The following is a 17,084-nucleotide window of genomic DNA, read 5'->3' as shown; positions in this document are numbered from 1 at the left end:
TTTTATTTCATGATCATTAATCTGATATATCCTCTTAGGTATACTATTTGTCAAATGGTATACCTTTTTTAACCCAACCAATTGTATTATTTACCCCGTAACAGCTTGACTTATTCACTGCATCGGTTATCTGTAGTAATAAACATGCAATAAAAGGATAACTATGAACAGTGACATGAGTAATGATGATGATATAACCAGAGTATCAAAACGCGGTAAATTTCATACTGACAAACTTCCTGAGAATGAAATACGACATCACTGCATCAGTGTCAGATTAAATGCAGAAGAGTTAATTATTCTCGACAGTAAAAGAGGTCAGTTTAAAAAAGGAGAATGGCTCAGGATGGCTTCCCTGAATAAACTCCCGCCGGTTCTGCCAGAAATCAATCGTGAAGCATGGATTAAACTTGGCAGCCTTTCACAGGATTTAAACCACCTACTGAGTCATCTCGACAGCAAAAGCCCTGACAGCGAACTGACCCGTACAGAACTCTTTGCCCTACGTAGACAAATCAAAACTCTCAGAGATCACCTTATTCCTACAACCTTTCTGGAGTCAGACCGATGAAAGGCATGCAGAAAATAAAAAGGGGTAAACAATTCACGGGTGTGGTTCTCTATAGCCTGAAGTCAGGGTCTCACCACAAAATCACGCCTTATGTTATCGGTGGCAACATGACGAGCAGCACTGCTACTGAGCTTATAAGTGAATTTGAAGGCACCCAGCTGCTGCGCCCCGATGTCGCCAAACCTGTATGGCATAATTCGCTTCGCCTGCCAAAGGGTGAGAGTCTGTCAACCAGACAGTGGGCGGCATTCGCTGACGATTATATGACCCGTATGGGATTCACTGACACACATCTTCGCTGTTATATCCTTCACGACGATACGGACGGACAACATATCCACATCATTGCCAGTCGTATTAACATAGTCGGTGGAAAACTGTACCTGGGAAAAAATGAAAATCTCATCAGTACCCAGATTATCAGTGAGCTGCAGAGAGTACACGGTCTCACCGAAGCTACGGGTGTAATCGGTAGTCGCCGTCAGGATAAAAGGAAGCCCTCCCGCAACGAACTAATGATGGCTGAACGAACTGCGGCTCAATGCCCTAAGTCACAGTTGCAGGCCCTGATCGACAATGCATTAACCCGCCGCCCCGATTTACTAACATTTATCCGTTTACTTGGACAGGAAGGCGTGAGCTGCAAACCCAATATCGCCACAACGGGTAAAATGAATGGTTTTTCATTTCAGTACCAGGGCATAGCCTTTAAAGCCTCTCAATTGGGTAAAAAATATGGCTGGTCTTCCCTGCAAGCACTGGTTGATTTTACGCCGGAACATCTGACTTTACTGAAAGAAGCACGGCAGCCAAAAAAACCTACAACTGCGTCAGTGCCAGTGCCAGTGCCAGTGCCAGTGCCAGTGCCAGTGCCAGTGCCAGTGCCAGTGCCAGTGCCAGTGCCATCATGCGAGTCTGAAGAACAGGCGGCAAACCGGGAAACGATTCTGGAGAAAATCCTTCAGCTTGAAGAAAAAATGCGTCAGGAAAGACAACAGGAAACAGTGAGTGTCATTAAACTCAGGAGCAAACTGCATAATACAGCTCGTCAGATACCCCGCCAGCGTCGTCTGTATTCGTGGCTTGTATTGCTCGGCCATATTGTGGCGCTTCTCAGGCGCAGGGGCATGTCTCTGTTACATGCCACTGCACATCCTTTCCACCAAATCCTGCACCTCCATCTTCTAACACACTGTCATTCCACAACAACAAATTCCATTAAAGAACAATTAGTTAAAAACAACTACCATCCTGCACCATAAGTTTACTAGTCCATAACAGAGTGATAGTCAACAAAATATTGATCGTTTATATAGATCAATAACCTAGTTATGATAGTTATAACCTATTAACAGAGATCCATCGATCGGTACAAGCAATTTTACTAAAGCGGATCATTCATCGAAAATGTTCAAAAATACATCACCTTAAATCAGGCCACGGAGTCATGATGGATAATAAAACGATTAGCTGTCCCTTCTGCTTTACACAAAGCCCGCACGGCGTGCGGATTTGCAAAGGCTGCCATGCAAAAGTGGCCTATGGTGAAAGTCCACTCAGTGTGGCATTCCTTTTTCAATTCGTGGCATTAGCTCTCGCCTGGTTAGTATTTTCATTGACCGGCAGTACTCCTGTCTCAGTCATTACGTTTTTTGCCAGCGTCATTATTCTTATCTGCATTATTAAAAAGAAATATGCAGACAGAGTTGTTTTTATACGGTGATATTAATTTCACACCATCGCAAACATAAAAAATTAATATGAGAGAACTTATGAGCAGATTCATGATTTCTGTTTTTTTTATTTCTTCTTTACTTATTTCTGGCTGTTCAACATCAGGCAACCAGCATCTAAAAAAAGAAACATCACAAAGTCTGCAGTCGAAAATCATCAAAAATAAAACAACGAAATAAGAAATCATTACCGCATTCGGTCAGCCTGAAACCAAAACTACACTTGATAGTGGCAATGAAGAATGGACTTATTCGATGGACAACAATCAGTTTGATGCCACCACATTCATTCCCGTTGTTGGGCTGCTGACAGGGGGCTCACAGACGCAGGCCAAAACACTGGAAATCGAATTTAAAGGAGAAACGGTCAGCACGTGGTCGTTCTCTGAAAATAAAAGCAGGATGAATACGGGTCTGATTCAATAACTCACCTTACAGTCAGGGATCTATTTATGAAAACTTATGCCGTTATCACACTCATTACCGCAGCATCGTTGCTGAGTGGCTGTAACAGTGAACCCTCCGAACAGGATATTTACACGGCCATGAATAAGGTCGTGGAACAGACGAATGCTTTCGTGAAATCTATAGCGGGCAAGGATGTTCCAAAAGACGCACTACGCGAATTAAAATCAGTCAAAAAGCATGACTGCGTAGAAGTATCTGATAAAAGCTATAAATGCAATGTGACGGCTATTGTCGATAACGAAAAGCGTACTGCTGCTATAACCCTTGTCAAAACGGAAGATGGCTGGCAGGTCGTTGATAAGTAAAGCCACTATAAAGCCATCGCGACAGGTGGGCCACCCATTCGGTGTCCCTCCTTTTCTATTGCATCTGGTGTCCTGCCGGATACGCCTGATCCATTTATCTCCAGTATCCCATGTCGTATCCACGCCGCTGTCGCTGTCACAGTCTTTTCCTGACCACTGAGCCTGGTGGAGTATAAGCCAGAGAGCCTGTAATGCGTTTCTTTTCATACTGGGCCAGTAAATCAGCATAAATATGCTCTGCTTCGTCCAGATTTCCTGAAATATAATTCACAAGTGAATTCAGGCAATGCAGCAACGTGTCGCTATTTGCAAGCTTTCTGAGCAGCGTTGTGTTCAGGGTCGAAACGACTCCTGTAAACATCTGCATAATATTATCAACGTGATAACATGAATTGCGGTACTGCGCCCGTGAATAAAAATACTTCAGATGATACCCTGCAAAGAGAACATAAAGTTTTTTATAAAAGGCATTGTTATTTATGCTGCTGTGATTATGGGTTATAAATTTATCAATAACATGTATAAATTTTTCCTCCTGAGATAATACATTAATAGCACTCATAATTCCCTCCATTTTTTGTTTTTATAATTAAGTACTATCATCTTAAAAATTAAAATCAATAGTAAAATAAAAATATTTCATTATTGATATATTTTTTCTTCTTCCATAAATAACAATAGCTTTTACTATGATAATTTTGTGTCTTCCTGATTGTATTGCTATTTCATATTTCAACTATCTGAGTTATTTCCCTATTGCAGTTAAGAAACCCACAGGAATATTTTTTGAGAGCGTGCTACGCACTGGCTTACGCCCTACTACCGATAAATGTCAGTTATTTTTACCGAACAATTGAAAAACCGTAATTTTGTTTCCTTGGCAGCGCCGTTGAGTGCCCGCAGCACTCATTCGCTGAAGTAGAAAGGATTTTTCCGAAGGGTCCCGGCGTGAGCCGTAGTCAGCAAACGGGTAAATCATGTATTTGTGTTCGCTTTCCCGATCAACTCAGCCTCCTGTTTTTTTGCGCGAAGCGTATTTGTGCTGACAGCTAAGCCCATTTGTATGAACTTCTGCGCGAAGCGTATTTGTAATGACAGTTAACCTCAGCTCTATGAACTCGTGCGCGAAGCGTATTTATACTTACAGAAAACACTTTAGTAATGTTCTGAAGCCCAATGGCGCAACAAACTGTTGCGCTGGCTTCACTTAAGAAATGATATTATGTAAGAAAGGCAAAAATAAAAGTTTAATTATCAGGCACACCAAAGCCTTGAGTATCGTTCTAATGCAAAACTGTGGTTTCTTATTTCTTTATCATTCTTTTATCTTGCAGTTTAGAATCGAAAATTAATCAATAAAATCATATAATTACACAGCCACTACTGTTATTAATATCAGCACTAAAAATTATCAATCACATAACTGGTGATGGTGAAATTTAGCACCCCTTGTTTTAAATTTTACAACCTATTATCACCACCAAATAACACACGCAAAATTTCAAAGTAAATATAATTGAAATAATATAACCAACCCCGTTGACAAATAAATTAAATATGCCATATCTGTATTCACAATAATAAAAAAGGAGCCATCATGTCAATTACAAGCGTTGTATTAACAAAAGAACAAAAATCTATTATTGCAGAAGCATTAGAGGTTATGCCCGAAGATCTGGAAGAAATAAAGATTAAAGCAACCAGCTATAAAAAGACGTCCTTCAGGGACGATTTCTCAATGATCTTTAAAGGTAATATGGCGACACTCGCCAGAATGGATTTGACGCCCACAGCATTCAGGATTGTGCTTTATCTTTTCTCAGCCGTTGATTATGGAAATATTATTCCTGATTTTTCACAGTCTCGTACTGCCAGAGAACTTGGACTGAATAAATCTAATGTTTCACGCGCATTCAAAGAATTATTTGAGAGAAAAATACTTATTCGTGACACCATAGATAATCAGGTATACCTGAATTCAAATTTGTGCGTTAAGGGAATTCCTCGTCGTTTCAATGAAGATGTGATGGATAAATTCAGGAAGTCCAGAGTGGAGACAGAAGATTTTGCCAATTCGTTTAATTTTTATCGTGCCGGGAGTACAGCAAAGCCGGTTAAAAACTCCAGAAGAAGATATCCTGCAGACGGAATTCCATTTGATTGAAATAATAAACAATGCTATTAAAATTTATACTTCCGCAGATAATGACTTCCCAATACAAATTCAATTTTATATTGGGAATAAAACTAATCATAAGATATCATTAAGTATATGATGTTCTTGTTCAACTTCACATGATTTAATCATCCCACTTAGCACTCTAACAAAAACGTCATTCCATTTCTGACGCTCTCTCGAAGTATGCCAATTCTCAAACAACACTTTTTCAAGAGAGATCCAAATAACTTCTGCGCGAGAGGTATTTAATAGCTCCTTGAATACTTCGTCAGATACAGTAAGAGCATGAGAATAGATTTTATTATCAATAGTCCAGAAAGGCTCTGGCTTGGTAAAATCAGTCAAAGAAGCAAAAGCCAACCCACGGCTCTGTGCTGCTTCCATTGTGCTGTTCACTTTATGATGATCCCGCCATGTTCTTAAATCACCTAAAAGATAATTTACTCGTTGATTCCTTGCCTTGCTGTCTTCTGCCTGGTATTGAATATAAGTAGGGCCATTACCAGTCTGGCGATAACGAGCCAATGTTTTGACACTTACACCAAGATAAAGGGCCGAAACTTCAGCACTCAGGGTTGCATCATCTGGCATACTACCAAATAGCCGCCATACTTCGGCGTATTCCCTTAAAGTATCAATAGTACTCATTCCTTGTTCTCCTGATTTTCTGGCAATGGTGGGTACTTCGCCGAAGCCAAAAGTGTATTATACAATTCTGGTGACGTCATCAGCATATGAAGCTCAATCAGTTGAAGAGCCTCAAATACCCGCTCTTTATCAGGCTCAGCATATCTTTCAGTAGGGTCTGTGGTATTACGGTGGTTAAGCAATCTTTTCACCACTGCATACGAAGTAAGCCCTTCTGCAACTCGACCAAAGGTTCTTCGTAGATCGTGCATTCCCAGCTTCATTATTCCAGCATCCTGACAGATATACTCTCGTAAGCTTTTACTATCAGAATAGTGCCCAACCTTGCTTCGTGACGAACGAGCCGGAAAAACCCATTTGCGTTTATCTGTCCGTATTTCGGTGTCGTTGACGATATCTCGCCGGTCTTCCAGAATTCGCTTTGTCGCATCGCAGATTGGAAGCTCATGATCATTACGATTCTTCGTGTCGTAAAAGCGAATCACTCGATATTCGAGATCGACATAGCTGGTCGTTCTAGCCTCTTCTTGAGTCAGAGCCTCTCGCCAGCACAGTGCTGCTGTTTCTTCCTTCCTGGCTCCAGTCAGAATGGTCAGCAACAGATAATCACAACCCAAGCGATTAGAACTTCGCTTATTGTGTAATGCAGTTAAGAACCGTCCCAAAGTATCTTTTGGGGACAATGGATTTCGAACGCCCTTGGCACGATAGCTATCTTCCAGCTCAGATCGTGTTCTGAACTTCTTCTGTACCTTTAAAATTGAAAAAGGATTATAGGACAACGAAGGTTGTCGTTGCTGTGTCTGAGCATTACCAGCCTCAATTTCAATTGCATGTTTAACCGCAACATTAGCCCAACGAAATGTTTGCTCCGCTGCTGTTCTCGCTCTTGAAGCAATTTCGTCAAACTTCCGAAGGATTTCATTACCAGTGAGATCCTTGATTCGAAGGTTTTGCCACTCTTTCAACCGATTCTCAGCTTTGTCTAACACATTGAGAGTGTTTGGTTTAGCAGGTTTGGTTCTGCCAAGTAAGTGACTCCTGTATTGGGCAAAAGCTTCACTCACGGTCAATTCAGCCAGATCGAGTTCCCTTTTAATCTTGTTGGGATTTCTCTTTGTTGCAATCATTGTCTGAACCAACTGCCGAGCTGCCTCACGGGCCTGATCAATACTTGGAAAATCAGACACATTTCCAACCTTTACTTTCAAGACAGAGCTTGGCTTCTTACCCTCACTGACATTACGATCTGACGAAGCTACTCTTCGCTGGATTACATAGGTTTTTTTCGTCAAACTGACCTTCACACCGAAGCCAACAGGCGAATCTCGATGATCGTCAAAAACTATGTAAGGTTTTTGGTCAGGGTTAGCATCGAAAACGACTTTTCCAGAGCTACTGAGCTCAGGCTTAACATTGATACTTAACTTGTTGATAATAAAAGCCTGATTGAGAGTTGTTTTCAAAGTATCACCACCATTTGTAGCCCAGAGAAGGAGTAAAACCAATCTATCACGTCTTGGGCTACAAGTGAGCTACAAATTTATGGGTTTATGTGGGTTTGAAAGGGTTTTACTTGGGGCCACATGAGCACTTGAAAGAATTAAAAAACGAGTAAAATCAATATGAATGAGTCTATTGACAAGGATCTATCAGACCACACGCCGATGATGCAGCAGTATCTCAAGCTGAAAGCTCAGCACCCGGAAATACTGCTGTTTTACCGCATGGGCGACTTTTACGAACTGTTTTATGACGACGCGAAACGTGCGTCGCAGCTGCTCGATATCTCGCTGACCAAACGTGGCGCATCGGCAGGCGAACCCATCCCGATGGCGGGCATTCCCCACCATGCGGTGGAAAACTACCTCGCTAAGCTGGTCAATCAGGGGGAATCTGTCGCGATTTGTGAGCAGATTGGCGATCCGGCAACCAGCAAAGGTCCGGTTGAACGCAAAGTGGTACGCATCGTCACGCCGGGCACCATCAGCGATGAAGCACTTTTACAGGAACGTCAGGACAACCTGCTGGCCGCCGTCTGGCAGGACAGTAAAGGCTTTGGCTACGCCACACTGGATATCAGCTCCGGGCGTTTTCGCGTCAGTGAACCCGCAGACCGTGAGACGATGGCTGCAGAATTGCAGCGCACCAACCCTGCCGAATTGCTGTATGCCGAGGATTTCGCAGAAACGTCGCTGATCGAGGGCCGTCGTGGCCTGCGTCGTCGTCCGCTGTGGGAGTTTGAAATTGATACCGCCCGCCAGCAGTTAAACCTGCAGTTTGGCACACGGGATCTGATAGGCTTTGGTGTAGAAAACGCGCCACGTGGATTATGCGCTGCCGGCTGCCTGCTGCAATATGTAAAAGATACCCAGCGCACCTCACTGCCACATATTCGCTCCATCACCATGGAACGCCAGCAGGACAGCATCATTATGGATGCCGCCACGCGTCGCAATCTGGAAATTACCCAGAACCTGGCCGGTGGCGTAGAAAACACGCTGGCATCGGTGCTCGATTGCACCGTGACGCCAATGGGTAGCCGTATGCTCAAACGCTGGCTTCATATGCCAGTCCGCGATACGCAGATACTGATCGAGCGCCAGCAGACGATCGGTGCACTGCAGGATGCGACCGGAGAGTTACAGCCGGTGTTACGTCAGGTGGGCGATCTGGAACGTATTCTGGCGCGCCTGGCACTGCGTACCGCGCGTCCACGCGATCTGGCGCGTATGCGTCACGCCTTCCAGCAATTACCGGAACTGCGCGCTCAACTGGAAAACGTCAACAGCGCTCCCGTACAAATACTGCGCGAGAAAATGGGCGAGTTCACGGAATTGCGCGAACTGCTGGAGCGTGCCGTGGTTGATGCTCCGCCAGTGCTGGTACGCGATGGTGGCGTTATCGCACCGGGCTATAACGAAGAGCTGGACGAATGGCGAGCGCTGGCTGATGGCGCAACTGATTATCTGGACAGACTGGAGATCCGCGAGCGTGAGCGCACCGGCCTGGACACATTGAAAGTTGGATTTAACGCCGTCCACGGTTACTACATTCAGATCAGCCGTGGGCAGAGCCATCTGGCGCCGATTAACTATGTGCGCCGTCAGACGCTAAAAAATGCCGAGCGCTACATTATCCCTGAGCTGAAAGAGTACGAAGACAAAGTTCTGACCTCAAAAGGTAAAGCGCTGGCACTGGAAAAACAGCTGTATGACGAGCTGTTCGACATGCTGTTGCCGCATCTGGCAGATTTACAGCAGAGCGCCAGCGCACTGGCAGAGCTGGACGTGCTGGTCAACCTGGCCGAACGCGCTTATACCCTGAACTATACCTGCCCGACATTCAGCGACAAGCCCGGTATCCGTATTGCAGAGGGTCGCCATCCGGTGGTGGAACAGGTGCTGAGTGAGCCGTTTATCGCCAACCCACTGAGCCTTTCCCCGCAGCGGCGGATGCTGATTATCACCGGGCCAAATATGGGCGGTAAAAGCACCTATATGCGCCAGACTGCGCTGATTGCGTTGCTGGCCTACATCGGCAGCTATGTTCCAGCACAGAAGGTAGAGATAGGTCCAATCGACCGTATCTTTACCCGTGTAGGTGCGGCGGATGACCTCGCATCCGGTCGTTCAACCTTCATGGTAGAAATGACCGAGACTGCCAATATTCTGCATAACGCCACTGAGAACAGCCTGGTGCTAATGGATGAGATTGGACGCGGAACCTCTACCTATGACGGTTTATCTCTGGCCTGGGCTTGCGCTGAAAATCTGGCGAATAAAATCAAAGCACTCACGCTGTTTGCTACCCACTACTTCGAACTGACTCAGTTACCGGAAAAAATGGAAGGCGTAGCGAACGTACATCTGGATGCGTTAGAGCATGGCGATACCATCGCCTTTATGCACAGCGTACAGGATGGCGCGGCGAGTAAGAGCTATGGTCTGGCGGTCGCGGCACTGGCTGGCGTGCCGAAAGAGGTTATCAAACGCGCACGGCAAAAACTGCGCGAGCTGGAAAGCATTACGCCAAACGCAGCGGCAACTCAGGTTGATGGTACGCAGATGTCGTTACTTTCTGCGCCGGAGGAAACCTCTCCCGCCGTTGAAGCGTTGGAAAACCTCGACCCGGATTCACTAACGCCGCGTCAGGCGCTGGAGTGGATTTATCGGTTGAAGAGTCTGGTGTAATGCTCGTTGTGCCGGATGGCAGCTACGCCTTACCCGACCTGCATATCCGCTAAAGAAAAAGGCCAGTCCCAATAAGACTGGCCTTTCTTGATAGAACTTGTGCTTACTCGCGGAACAGCGCTTCGATATTCAGCCCCTGCGTCTGCAGGATTTCACGCAGACGACGCAGGCCTTCAACCTGAATCTGGCGAACACGTTCACGGGTCAGGCCAATTTCACGGCCCACATCTTCCAGTGTCGCAGCTTCGTATCCCAGCAGACCAAAACGACGTGCCAGCACCTCACGCTGTTTGGCGTTCAGTTCGAACAGCCATTTGACGATGCTCTGTTTCATATCATCGTCTTGCGTGGTGTCTTCCGGACCGTTTTCCTTTTCATCGGCCAGAATATCCAGCAACGCTTTTTCGGAATCGCCACCCAGCGGGGTGTCTACCGAGGTAATGCGCTCGTTGAGTCGGAGCATACGACTGACGTCATCAACCGGTTTATCCAGTTGTTCCGCAATCTCTTCTGCGCTCGGTTCGTGGTCCAGTTTATGCGACAACTCACGCGCGGTACGCAGATAGACGTTCAGCTCTTTTACAATGTGGATCGGCAGTCGGATCGTACGGGTTTGGTTCATAATCGCCCGTTCGATCGTCTGGCGGATCCACCAGGTTGCGTATGTTGAGAAGCGGAACCCGCGTTCCGGGTCAAACTTCTCGACGGCACGGATAAGCCCCAGATTGCCCTCTTCAATCAGATCCAGCAACGCCAGACCACGATTGCCATAACGACGGGCAATTTTCACCACCAGACGCAGGTTACTTTCAATCATGCGGCGGCGAGAAGCGACATCTCCACGCAGTGCACGACGCGCAAAATAAACCTCTTCTTCGGCTGTTAACAGTGGCGAATAACCAATCTCACCAAGGTAAAGCTGAGTCGCGTCCAACACACGCTGTGTGGCCCCCTGCGATAACAGCTCTTCTTCAGCCAGGTCGTTATCACTGGGTTCCTCTTCACTCAAGGCTTTCTCATCAAAAGCCTCTACTCCGTTCTCATCAAATTCCGCATCTTCATTTAAATCATGAACTTTCAGCGTATTCTGACTCATAAGGTGGCTCCTACCCGTGATCCCTAAACGGAACTAGCACGTGAAAGCCTGGTTCCGCCGAATTATCGCTGCGGTAAATAGCGCAGCGGGTTTACGGATTTCCCCTTGTAACGAATTTCAAAATGCAAGCGTGTAGAACTGGTTCCGGTGCTACCCATGGTAGCTATCTTCTGCCCCGCCTTGATTTCTTGTTGTTCCCGGACCAGCATTGTATCGTTATGGGCGTAGGCACTCAGGTAATCATCGTTGTGTTTGATGATAATAAGATTACCGTAACCACGCAGCGCGTTACCGGCATACACGACGCGTCCATCTGCGGTCGCGACAATAGCCTGTCCTTTGCTGCCTGCAATGTCGATCCCTTTATTGCCACCTTCGGTAGCTGCGAAGTTTTCGATCACTTTGCCGTCAGTCGGCCAGCGCCAGGTAGAGATCGGCGAACTGGTAGACGTTGAGCTTGCAGTCGATTCGGTTGCACTAACTGCCGGAGCCGTTACAGGCGCTGTGACGACGGTCCCAGCAGGCTTGTTGTTCGGCAACATTTTGTTAGCACTTTGTTCACCTGAATCTTCAGAATACGTAATTGTTGGTTTCGAAGCAACAGCAACGGTGGAATTTTGTGCAGGGTTGGTCACAACTCCTTGCTGTGCTGCATCCGCCTGGGTGATGGCATTACCACCGGTAATCGGTGCACCCGACGCGTTGCCCACTTGCAGAGTTTGTCCGACATTCAGGCCATACGGGGCCGGAACGTTATTGCGTTGTGCGAGGTCACGGAAATCGTTCCCGGTAATCCAGGCAATATAGAAAAGCGTGTCGCCTTTCTTAACAGTATAGGTACTGCCACCCGTATAGCTACCTTTCGGAATATTCCCATACTGACGATTGTACACAATCCGCCCGTTTTCCATCTGGACAGGCTGTTCTGCAACCGGTTGAACCTGTGTTGGCTGAGTCGCCGGGCGTTGCACCGGTTGGATCTGTGGCGTTTGTTGTACTGTCGCCGTTGATCCCATTTTTGGTGGAGGCGTGATCAGCATGCCGGAGCTGGTGTTCGATGATGCATTGCCGCCAACAGAGCTGACCGGCGCTGGTGGATTCGAGGTGTTTGAACAACCTGCCAGCCATAACGAAACCAGTGACAATGCCGCAATACGGCGAACGGTAAATTTGTGGCTTCCCGCGCTCATTTATCCCCCAGGAAAATTTGGTTAATACCCAGTGACGTAATCACCGTGCAAGGCATCGGACTGGACACTGGAAAACGTGACCACGATACGCTTACTACTTCAAGAATATCCAGGAAAACTCCAGGTATTCAGCAGCGTTAGCTACGCTAACTCCCCTTTGACTAAGGGAACAAAGCGTACGGCCTCCACGGTGTCGATAATAAATTCGCCTCCCCGACGACGAACCCGTTTCAAAAACTGGTGCTCATCGCCCACGGGCAAGACGAGAATGCCGCCTTCATCCAACTGCATCATCAATGCCGTTGGGATCTCAGGCGGTGCTGCCGTCACAATGATAGCGTCAAACGGCGCTCGCGCCTGCCAGCCTTGCCATCCATCACCATGACGGGTCGAAACATTATGTAAATCAAGCTGTTTCAGGCGACGACGCGCCTGCCATTGCAAACCTTTAATGCGCTCAACAGAGCACACGTGATGCACCAGATGTGCCAGGATCGCCGTCTGGTAGCCAGAGCCGGTACCAATTTCCAGTACCCGCGATTGCGGCGTGAGCTCCAGCAGCTCGGTCATGCGAGCTACCATATAGGGCTGTGAGATGGTCTGCCCCTGGCCAATCGGCAGGGCGATATTATCCCAGGCCTTATGTTCAAACGCCTCATCAACGAACTTTTCACGCGGCACGGCGGCGAGCGCATCGAGGACATGCTCATCTCTGATGCCCTGCGCACGTAATTGTTCAAGGAGAGTGTGTACGCGTCTGCTTACCATTGCGTGTCGACTCCCACGCTGTCTAACCAGTCAGAAACAACCTCATGCGCACCGTATGCAGTTAAATCAACATGCAGCGGCGTGACAGAAACATAACCTTCATCAACGGCAGCAAAATCCGTATCCGGACCGGCATCGCACTTTTCGCCCGGTGGCCCGATCCAGTACAGCGTATTACCACGCGGGTCCTGCTGCGGGATCACCTGATCCGCCGGATGACGGCTGCCGCAGCGGGTGACCCGAATACCTTTAATCTGATCCAGGGACAAGTCCGGTACGTTGATATTCAGAATGCGTCCGGTGCGCAGCGGTTCGCGGCTTAACGCGCGTAAAATCCGGCAGGTTATCGCCGCAGCGGTATCGTAGTGTTTATGACCATCAAGTGAGACCGCCAGCGCAGGGAATCCGAGATGACGACCTTCCATTGCTGCCGCCACGGTACCGGAGTAAATGACATCATCCCCCAGGTTCGGACCCGCATTAATCCCGGAGACGACAATGTCCGGGCGCGGACGCATTAATGCGTTCACACCAAGGTAGACGCAATCGGTGGGCGTCCCCATTTGCACGGCGATATCGCCATTATCAAAGGTGAAAGTGCGAAGCGAGGATTCCAGCGTCAGCGAGTTAGACGCGCCACTGCGGTTACGATCCGGGGCAACCACCTGTACGTCAGCAAACTCACGCAGCGCTTTCGCCAGCGTTTGTATACCGGGTGCGTGGACCCCATCATCGTTACTCAGCAATATACGCATAATCACCCATTGTGTTAATAAGTTCCCTTACAACACTGGTGGCGAAGCTACCTGCCGGTAGCCAGAAGCGCAACTCAACGGTTACGTCATCCCACCAGTTCCAGCTTAATTGTTGTGGATACAGCAACATAGCGCGACGCGATGCCTCAACTCTCTCACGCATTAACAGAGACTGTAGTGCGGTTTCGTCAGCAATAGCAGCCTCTTCAAACGCCAGAGCATCGCGTTGAGTTCCCCACTCACCGCAGCCCGGTAGTGCCGCTGTGATCATCAATTCTTTTTCATCAACACGACGCTGTAATTCGGTCTGTTCGTCCTGTGTGGCGACAAACCAGCTTCCGCGTCCCGACAATTGTAGCGCATCGCCGTCAACAACTTGATTAAAGTCTGTTTTTTTCAAGCGTTCATTGACTATCTGATTAAACAACGCGCTACGGGCTGCCGACAACCAAAAACTGCGTTTATTGCGATCGCGCACCGGCGCATCGCTTTGTGCCCAGCGCAGCGCACCTTGCAGGTTGCTGCCGCCGATACCAAAACGTTGGGCACCGAAATAGTTCGGGACGCCGCGCTCGCTAATCGCCTGTAAACGCGCTTCAACATCATCACGCTCGCTCACTTCACGCAACACCAGCGTAAAAGCGTTGCCTTTCAGGGCGCCTAAACGCAGCTTACGCTTGTGGCGGGCGTACTCCAGCACTTTACAACCTTCAAGCTCAAATTTGCTTAAATCGGGCATTGCATTGCCCGGCACGCGCGCGCACAGCCACTGCTCGGTGACAGCATGCTTATCTTTCTGTCCGGCAAAGCTGACTTCGCGGGCATGGATTTTAAGGAATTTGGCCAGCGCGTCAGCCACAAAACGGGTGTTACAACCATTCTTCAGAATACGCACCAGAACGTGCTCGCCTTCGCCATCCGGTTCGAAGCCTAAATCTTCGACGACGACAAAGTCTTCCGGATTTGCTTTCAGAACTCCGTGGCCGAGTGGTTTACCATGGAGATAGGTCAGATTTTCAAACGCTGTCATTTCGTTGCCTTAATGAGTAACGCCACCGCTTCACAGGCAATCCCTTCCCCACGCCCGGTAAAACCGAGTTTTTCCGTGGTGGTCGCTTTAACGTTAACATCATCCATATGGCAGCCGAGATCCTCGGCAATAAACACCCGCATTTGCGGAATGTGCGGCAGCATCTTCGGTGCCTGAGCAATAATAGTGACATCCACATTACCAAGCGTATAACCTTTAGCCTGAATACGCCGCCAGGCCTCACGCAATAACTCGCGGCTATCGGCACCTTTGAACGCGGCATCGGTATCCGGGAAAAGTTTTCCAATATCACCCAACGCCGCAGCACCCAGCAGGGCATCGGTTAGCGCATGTAACGCCACATCGCCATCAGAATGCGCCAGCAGTCCTTTTTCATACGGGATGCGCACACCACCAATGATAATTGGGCCAACGCCTCCAAAGGCATGTACGTCAAAACCGTGTCCAATTCGCATTATGCATTCTCCTGATAGACACATCATTCTTCAAGCCGCCTGTATGTTGGCCGCCTCGGTACATCATGAATGATGCTGTGTAGGGGTTGTTCGGGTCAGATAAAATTCCGCCAGCGCCAGATCTTCCGGACGGGTGACTTTAATGTTGTCAGCGCGTCCTTCAACCAGCAGCGGATGAAAACCGCAATATTCCAGTGCCGAAGCCTCATCCGTAATGGTTGCGCCTTCGTTTAACGCTCGAGTCAGGCAATCGTGTAACAGCTCGCGTGGGAAATACTGCGGTGTCAACGCATGCCATAAATCGGTGCGTTCGACCGTATGAGCAATCTCGGTCTTACCAGGCTCCGCACGTTTCATGGTGTCGCGCACGGGAGCCGCCAGGATACCGCCGATACGGCTGGTTTCACTTATTGCCAGTAAGCGGGCTAAATCATCCTGATGCAGACATGGCCGCGCGGCATCATGCACCAGTACCCACTGAGCGTCCCCAGCGGCTTGCAAACCGGCAAGGACAGAATCGGCACGCTCATCGCCGCCATCCACCACGGTAATTTGCGGATGCGCTGCAAGTGGAAGTTGGGCAAAGCGGCTGTCGCCGGGACTGATAGCGATGACGACACGCGTCACCCGGGGATGCGCCAGTAGCGCATCAACCGAGTGTTCAAGGATGGTTTTATTGCCAATTGAGAGGTACTGCTTAGGACACTCCGTCTGCATTCGGCGGCCAAATCCGGCAGCCGGCACCACGGCGCAAACGTCCAATAAAGTGGCTGCCATGTTAAATCCCTGGATGGTTTATCGATTGTTTTGCCCTGCGGTCTGTGCGCGTTTAGACGCGTCAGGGACCAGGCGATAAAACGTTTCGCCCGGCTTAGTCATGCTGAGTTCGTTGCGTGCGCGTTCCTCAATAGCTTCCTGACCGCCATTGAGATCGTCAATTTCAGCAAAGAGCTGATCGTTACGCGCTTTAAGTTTCGCGTTTGTAGCTTGCTGCGCAGCAACATCATCGTTGACGCGACTATAGTCATGTATGCCGTTCTTACCGAACCACAGCGAATACTGTAGCCAGACCAATAAAGCCAGCAACAGCAGCGTTAGTTTACCCATCCTGCCCCCTGAAAAACGGCATTAACATCCCATAACTTCCGTCGACGATTTTACGTCTGCGGGCGGGAATGCCGCGACAACGCGGGCAAATGTACCACATTTGCCCGTTGTTACGTATACCCCGTGTAAGGAGAACATAATCTCATTGTTGGTTACGGTTTGAATTAGAGCTGCCGGTATGCAGCCCCCCTCGCCATGAAAAAAGGGAAGTGAACCTAGCCCAGCAGCCACAGGAACAATGCGCCAAACATCGTTCCAACCACCAGCAGGGTAAACGTAACGCTTAGCAGCAGCCGTCCCTTCATAAGCGAATGCAGGGCAATACCCGCCACAATGGCAACAGGCAGCAACGCGAGGAAAAAAGGCCAGGTATAAAGGAAGAAAAACAGCGTATTAGGACCATACATCAGGCACGGGAACCCCAGCGCCAGCAACCACGCAGCAAAACCGACAACGGCACCCGGTAGTGACCAGGTGGTTTCGTCGTCGGCGGCGAAAGTCTCTGACTCTGTGATAGTAATGTTATGGCTGTTGCGCATATCTAATCCTGTGACCATGACTGACC

18 protein-coding genes and 1 pseudogene are annotated in these 17,084 nt (G+C 48.3%); 7 read left to right on the top strand and 12 right to left on the bottom strand.

Annotation, left to right across the window (positions count from 1 at the left end):
* The first annotated feature begins 163 nt into the window (after positions 1-163).
* The 5 genes and pseudogenes from OGX95_RS12705 to OGX95_RS12685 all read left to right on the top strand — a co-directional run bounded on the left by OGX95_RS12705 (position 164) and on the right by OGX95_RS12685 (position 3,077).
* The gene (locus tag OGX95_RS12705) at positions 164-571 is read left to right on the top strand and encodes an ATP-binding protein (protein ID WP_065810833.1); all 408 of its coding nucleotides are present in this window, start codon (positions 164-166) and stop codon (positions 569-571) included.
* On the top strand, positions 568-1,833 hold the full coding sequence (locus OGX95_RS12700; RefSeq protein ID WP_286629656.1) for a relaxase/mobilization nuclease domain-containing protein: 1,266 nt from the start codon (positions 568-570) through the stop codon (positions 1,831-1,833). Before OGX95_RS12705 ends, OGX95_RS12700 begins: the two co-directional genes overlap by 4 nt.
* A 188-nt stretch (positions 1,834-2,021) precedes the next feature.
* On the top strand, positions 2,022-2,294 hold the full coding sequence (locus OGX95_RS12695; RefSeq protein ID WP_001594380.1) for a hypothetical protein: 273 nt from the start codon (positions 2,022-2,024) through the stop codon (positions 2,292-2,294).
* A 49-nt stretch (positions 2,295-2,343) separates the two neighbouring features.
* Positions 2,344-2,730 (top strand): annotated as a pseudogene (locus OGX95_RS12690) (SEN1984 family lipoprotein).
* A gap of 26 nt (positions 2,731-2,756) precedes the next feature.
* The gene (locus OGX95_RS12685; RefSeq protein WP_032720473.1) at positions 2,757-3,077 is read left to right on the top strand and encodes a hypothetical protein; all 321 of its coding nucleotides are present in this window, start codon (positions 2,757-2,759) and stop codon (positions 3,075-3,077) included.
* Between the two features lie 136 nt (positions 3,078-3,213).
* On the opposite strand, the gene OGX95_RS12680 is transcribed toward OGX95_RS12685, so the two are convergent.
* Positions 3,214-3,639 carry a hypothetical protein gene (locus OGX95_RS12680; protein WP_193148708.1) on the bottom strand — a complete coding sequence of 142 codons (426 nt, stop codon included), beginning with the start codon at positions 3,637-3,639 and terminating at the stop codon, positions 3,214-3,216.
* Positions 3,640-4,674: 1,035 nt separating this feature from the next.
* Here OGX95_RS12680 and OGX95_RS12675 point away from each other — a divergent pair.
* A complete protein-coding gene (locus tag OGX95_RS12675) occupies positions 4,675-5,241 on the top strand; it encodes a helix-turn-helix domain-containing protein (RefSeq protein ID WP_193148709.1) in 567 nt (188 codons plus the stop codon).
* Positions 5,242-5,328: 87 nt separating this feature from the next.
* On the opposite strand, the gene OGX95_RS12670 is transcribed toward OGX95_RS12675, so the two are convergent.
* Both OGX95_RS12670 and OGX95_RS12665 read right to left on the bottom strand, forming a co-directional pair.
* On the bottom strand, positions 5,329-5,904 hold the full coding sequence (locus tag OGX95_RS12670) for a hypothetical protein (RefSeq protein ID WP_286629655.1): 576 nt from the start codon (positions 5,902-5,904) through the stop codon (positions 5,329-5,331).
* Positions 5,901-7,370: a tyrosine-type recombinase/integrase gene (locus tag OGX95_RS12665; protein ID WP_193148710.1), complete on the bottom strand. Its 1,470-nt coding sequence runs from the start codon at positions 7,368-7,370 to the stop codon at positions 5,901-5,903. Before OGX95_RS12665 ends, OGX95_RS12670 begins: the two co-directional genes overlap by 4 nt.
* A gap of 159 nt (positions 7,371-7,529) precedes the next feature.
* Here OGX95_RS12665 and mutS point away from each other — a divergent pair, with 159 nt between their 5' ends.
* Positions 7,530-10,097, top strand: coding sequence for a DNA mismatch repair protein MutS (mutS, locus tag OGX95_RS12660; RefSeq protein ID WP_286629654.1), 2,568 nt, complete (start codon positions 7,530-7,532; stop codon positions 10,095-10,097).
* A gap of 103 nt (positions 10,098-10,200) precedes the next feature.
* On the opposite strand, the gene rpoS is transcribed toward mutS, so the two are convergent.
* From rpoS to OGX95_RS12615, 9 genes are all read right to left on the bottom strand, one after another.
* Positions 10,201-11,193 carry an RNA polymerase sigma factor RpoS gene (rpoS, locus tag OGX95_RS12655; protein WP_000081498.1) on the bottom strand — a complete coding sequence of 331 codons (993 nt, stop codon included), beginning with the start codon at positions 11,191-11,193 and terminating at the stop codon, positions 10,201-10,203.
* A 62-nt stretch (positions 11,194-11,255) separates the two neighbouring features.
* Entirely contained in the window at positions 11,256-12,338 is a 1,083-nt protein-coding gene (nlpD, locus tag OGX95_RS12650; protein ID WP_306308092.1) for a murein hydrolase activator NlpD, read from the bottom strand.
* A gap of 186 nt (positions 12,339-12,524) precedes the next feature.
* The gene (locus tag OGX95_RS12645) at positions 12,525-13,151 is read right to left on the bottom strand and encodes a protein-L-isoaspartate(D-aspartate) O-methyltransferase (protein WP_061068474.1); all 627 of its coding nucleotides are present in this window, start codon (positions 13,149-13,151) and stop codon (positions 12,525-12,527) included.
* A complete protein-coding gene (gene surE / locus OGX95_RS12640) occupies positions 13,145-13,906 on the bottom strand; it encodes a 5'/3'-nucleotidase SurE (RefSeq protein ID WP_286629652.1) in 762 nt (253 codons plus the stop codon). The genes OGX95_RS12645 and surE overlap by 7 nt, the downstream gene beginning before the upstream one ends.
* The gene (truD, locus tag OGX95_RS12635) at positions 13,887-14,936 is read right to left on the bottom strand and encodes a tRNA pseudouridine(13) synthase TruD (RefSeq protein WP_286629651.1); all 1,050 of its coding nucleotides are present in this window, start codon (positions 14,934-14,936) and stop codon (positions 13,887-13,889) included. The genes surE and truD overlap by 20 nt, the downstream gene beginning before the upstream one ends.
* Positions 14,933-15,412 carry a 2-C-methyl-D-erythritol 2,4-cyclodiphosphate synthase gene (gene ispF / locus OGX95_RS12630; protein ID WP_005130881.1) on the bottom strand — a complete coding sequence of 160 codons (480 nt, stop codon included), beginning with the start codon at positions 15,410-15,412 and terminating at the stop codon, positions 14,933-14,935. The genes truD and ispF overlap by 4 nt, the downstream gene beginning before the upstream one ends.
* A 63-nt stretch (positions 15,413-15,475) precedes the next feature.
* Positions 15,476-16,189: a 2-C-methyl-D-erythritol 4-phosphate cytidylyltransferase gene (ispD, locus tag OGX95_RS12625; protein WP_271442475.1), complete on the bottom strand. Its 714-nt coding sequence runs from the start codon at positions 16,187-16,189 to the stop codon at positions 15,476-15,478.
* A gap of 18 nt (positions 16,190-16,207) precedes the next feature.
* Positions 16,208-16,519 (bottom strand): cell division protein FtsB, encoded by a 312-nt coding sequence (gene ftsB / locus OGX95_RS12620; RefSeq protein ID WP_003034163.1) that lies wholly within the window; start codon positions 16,517-16,519, stop codon positions 16,208-16,210.
* A gap of 215 nt (positions 16,520-16,734) precedes the next feature.
* Positions 16,735-17,058 (bottom strand): DUF3561 family protein, encoded by a 324-nt coding sequence (locus OGX95_RS12615; RefSeq protein WP_286629650.1) that lies wholly within the window; start codon positions 17,056-17,058, stop codon positions 16,735-16,737.
* Between the last annotated feature and the right edge of the window lie 26 nt (positions 17,059-17,084).

Source organism: Citrobacter sp. Cu233 (assembly GCF_030332225.1).
Taxonomy (GTDB): domain Bacteria; phylum Pseudomonadota; class Gammaproteobacteria; order Enterobacterales; family Enterobacteriaceae; genus Citrobacter.
This window is presented reverse-complemented; position numbering and strand designations above follow the sequence as displayed.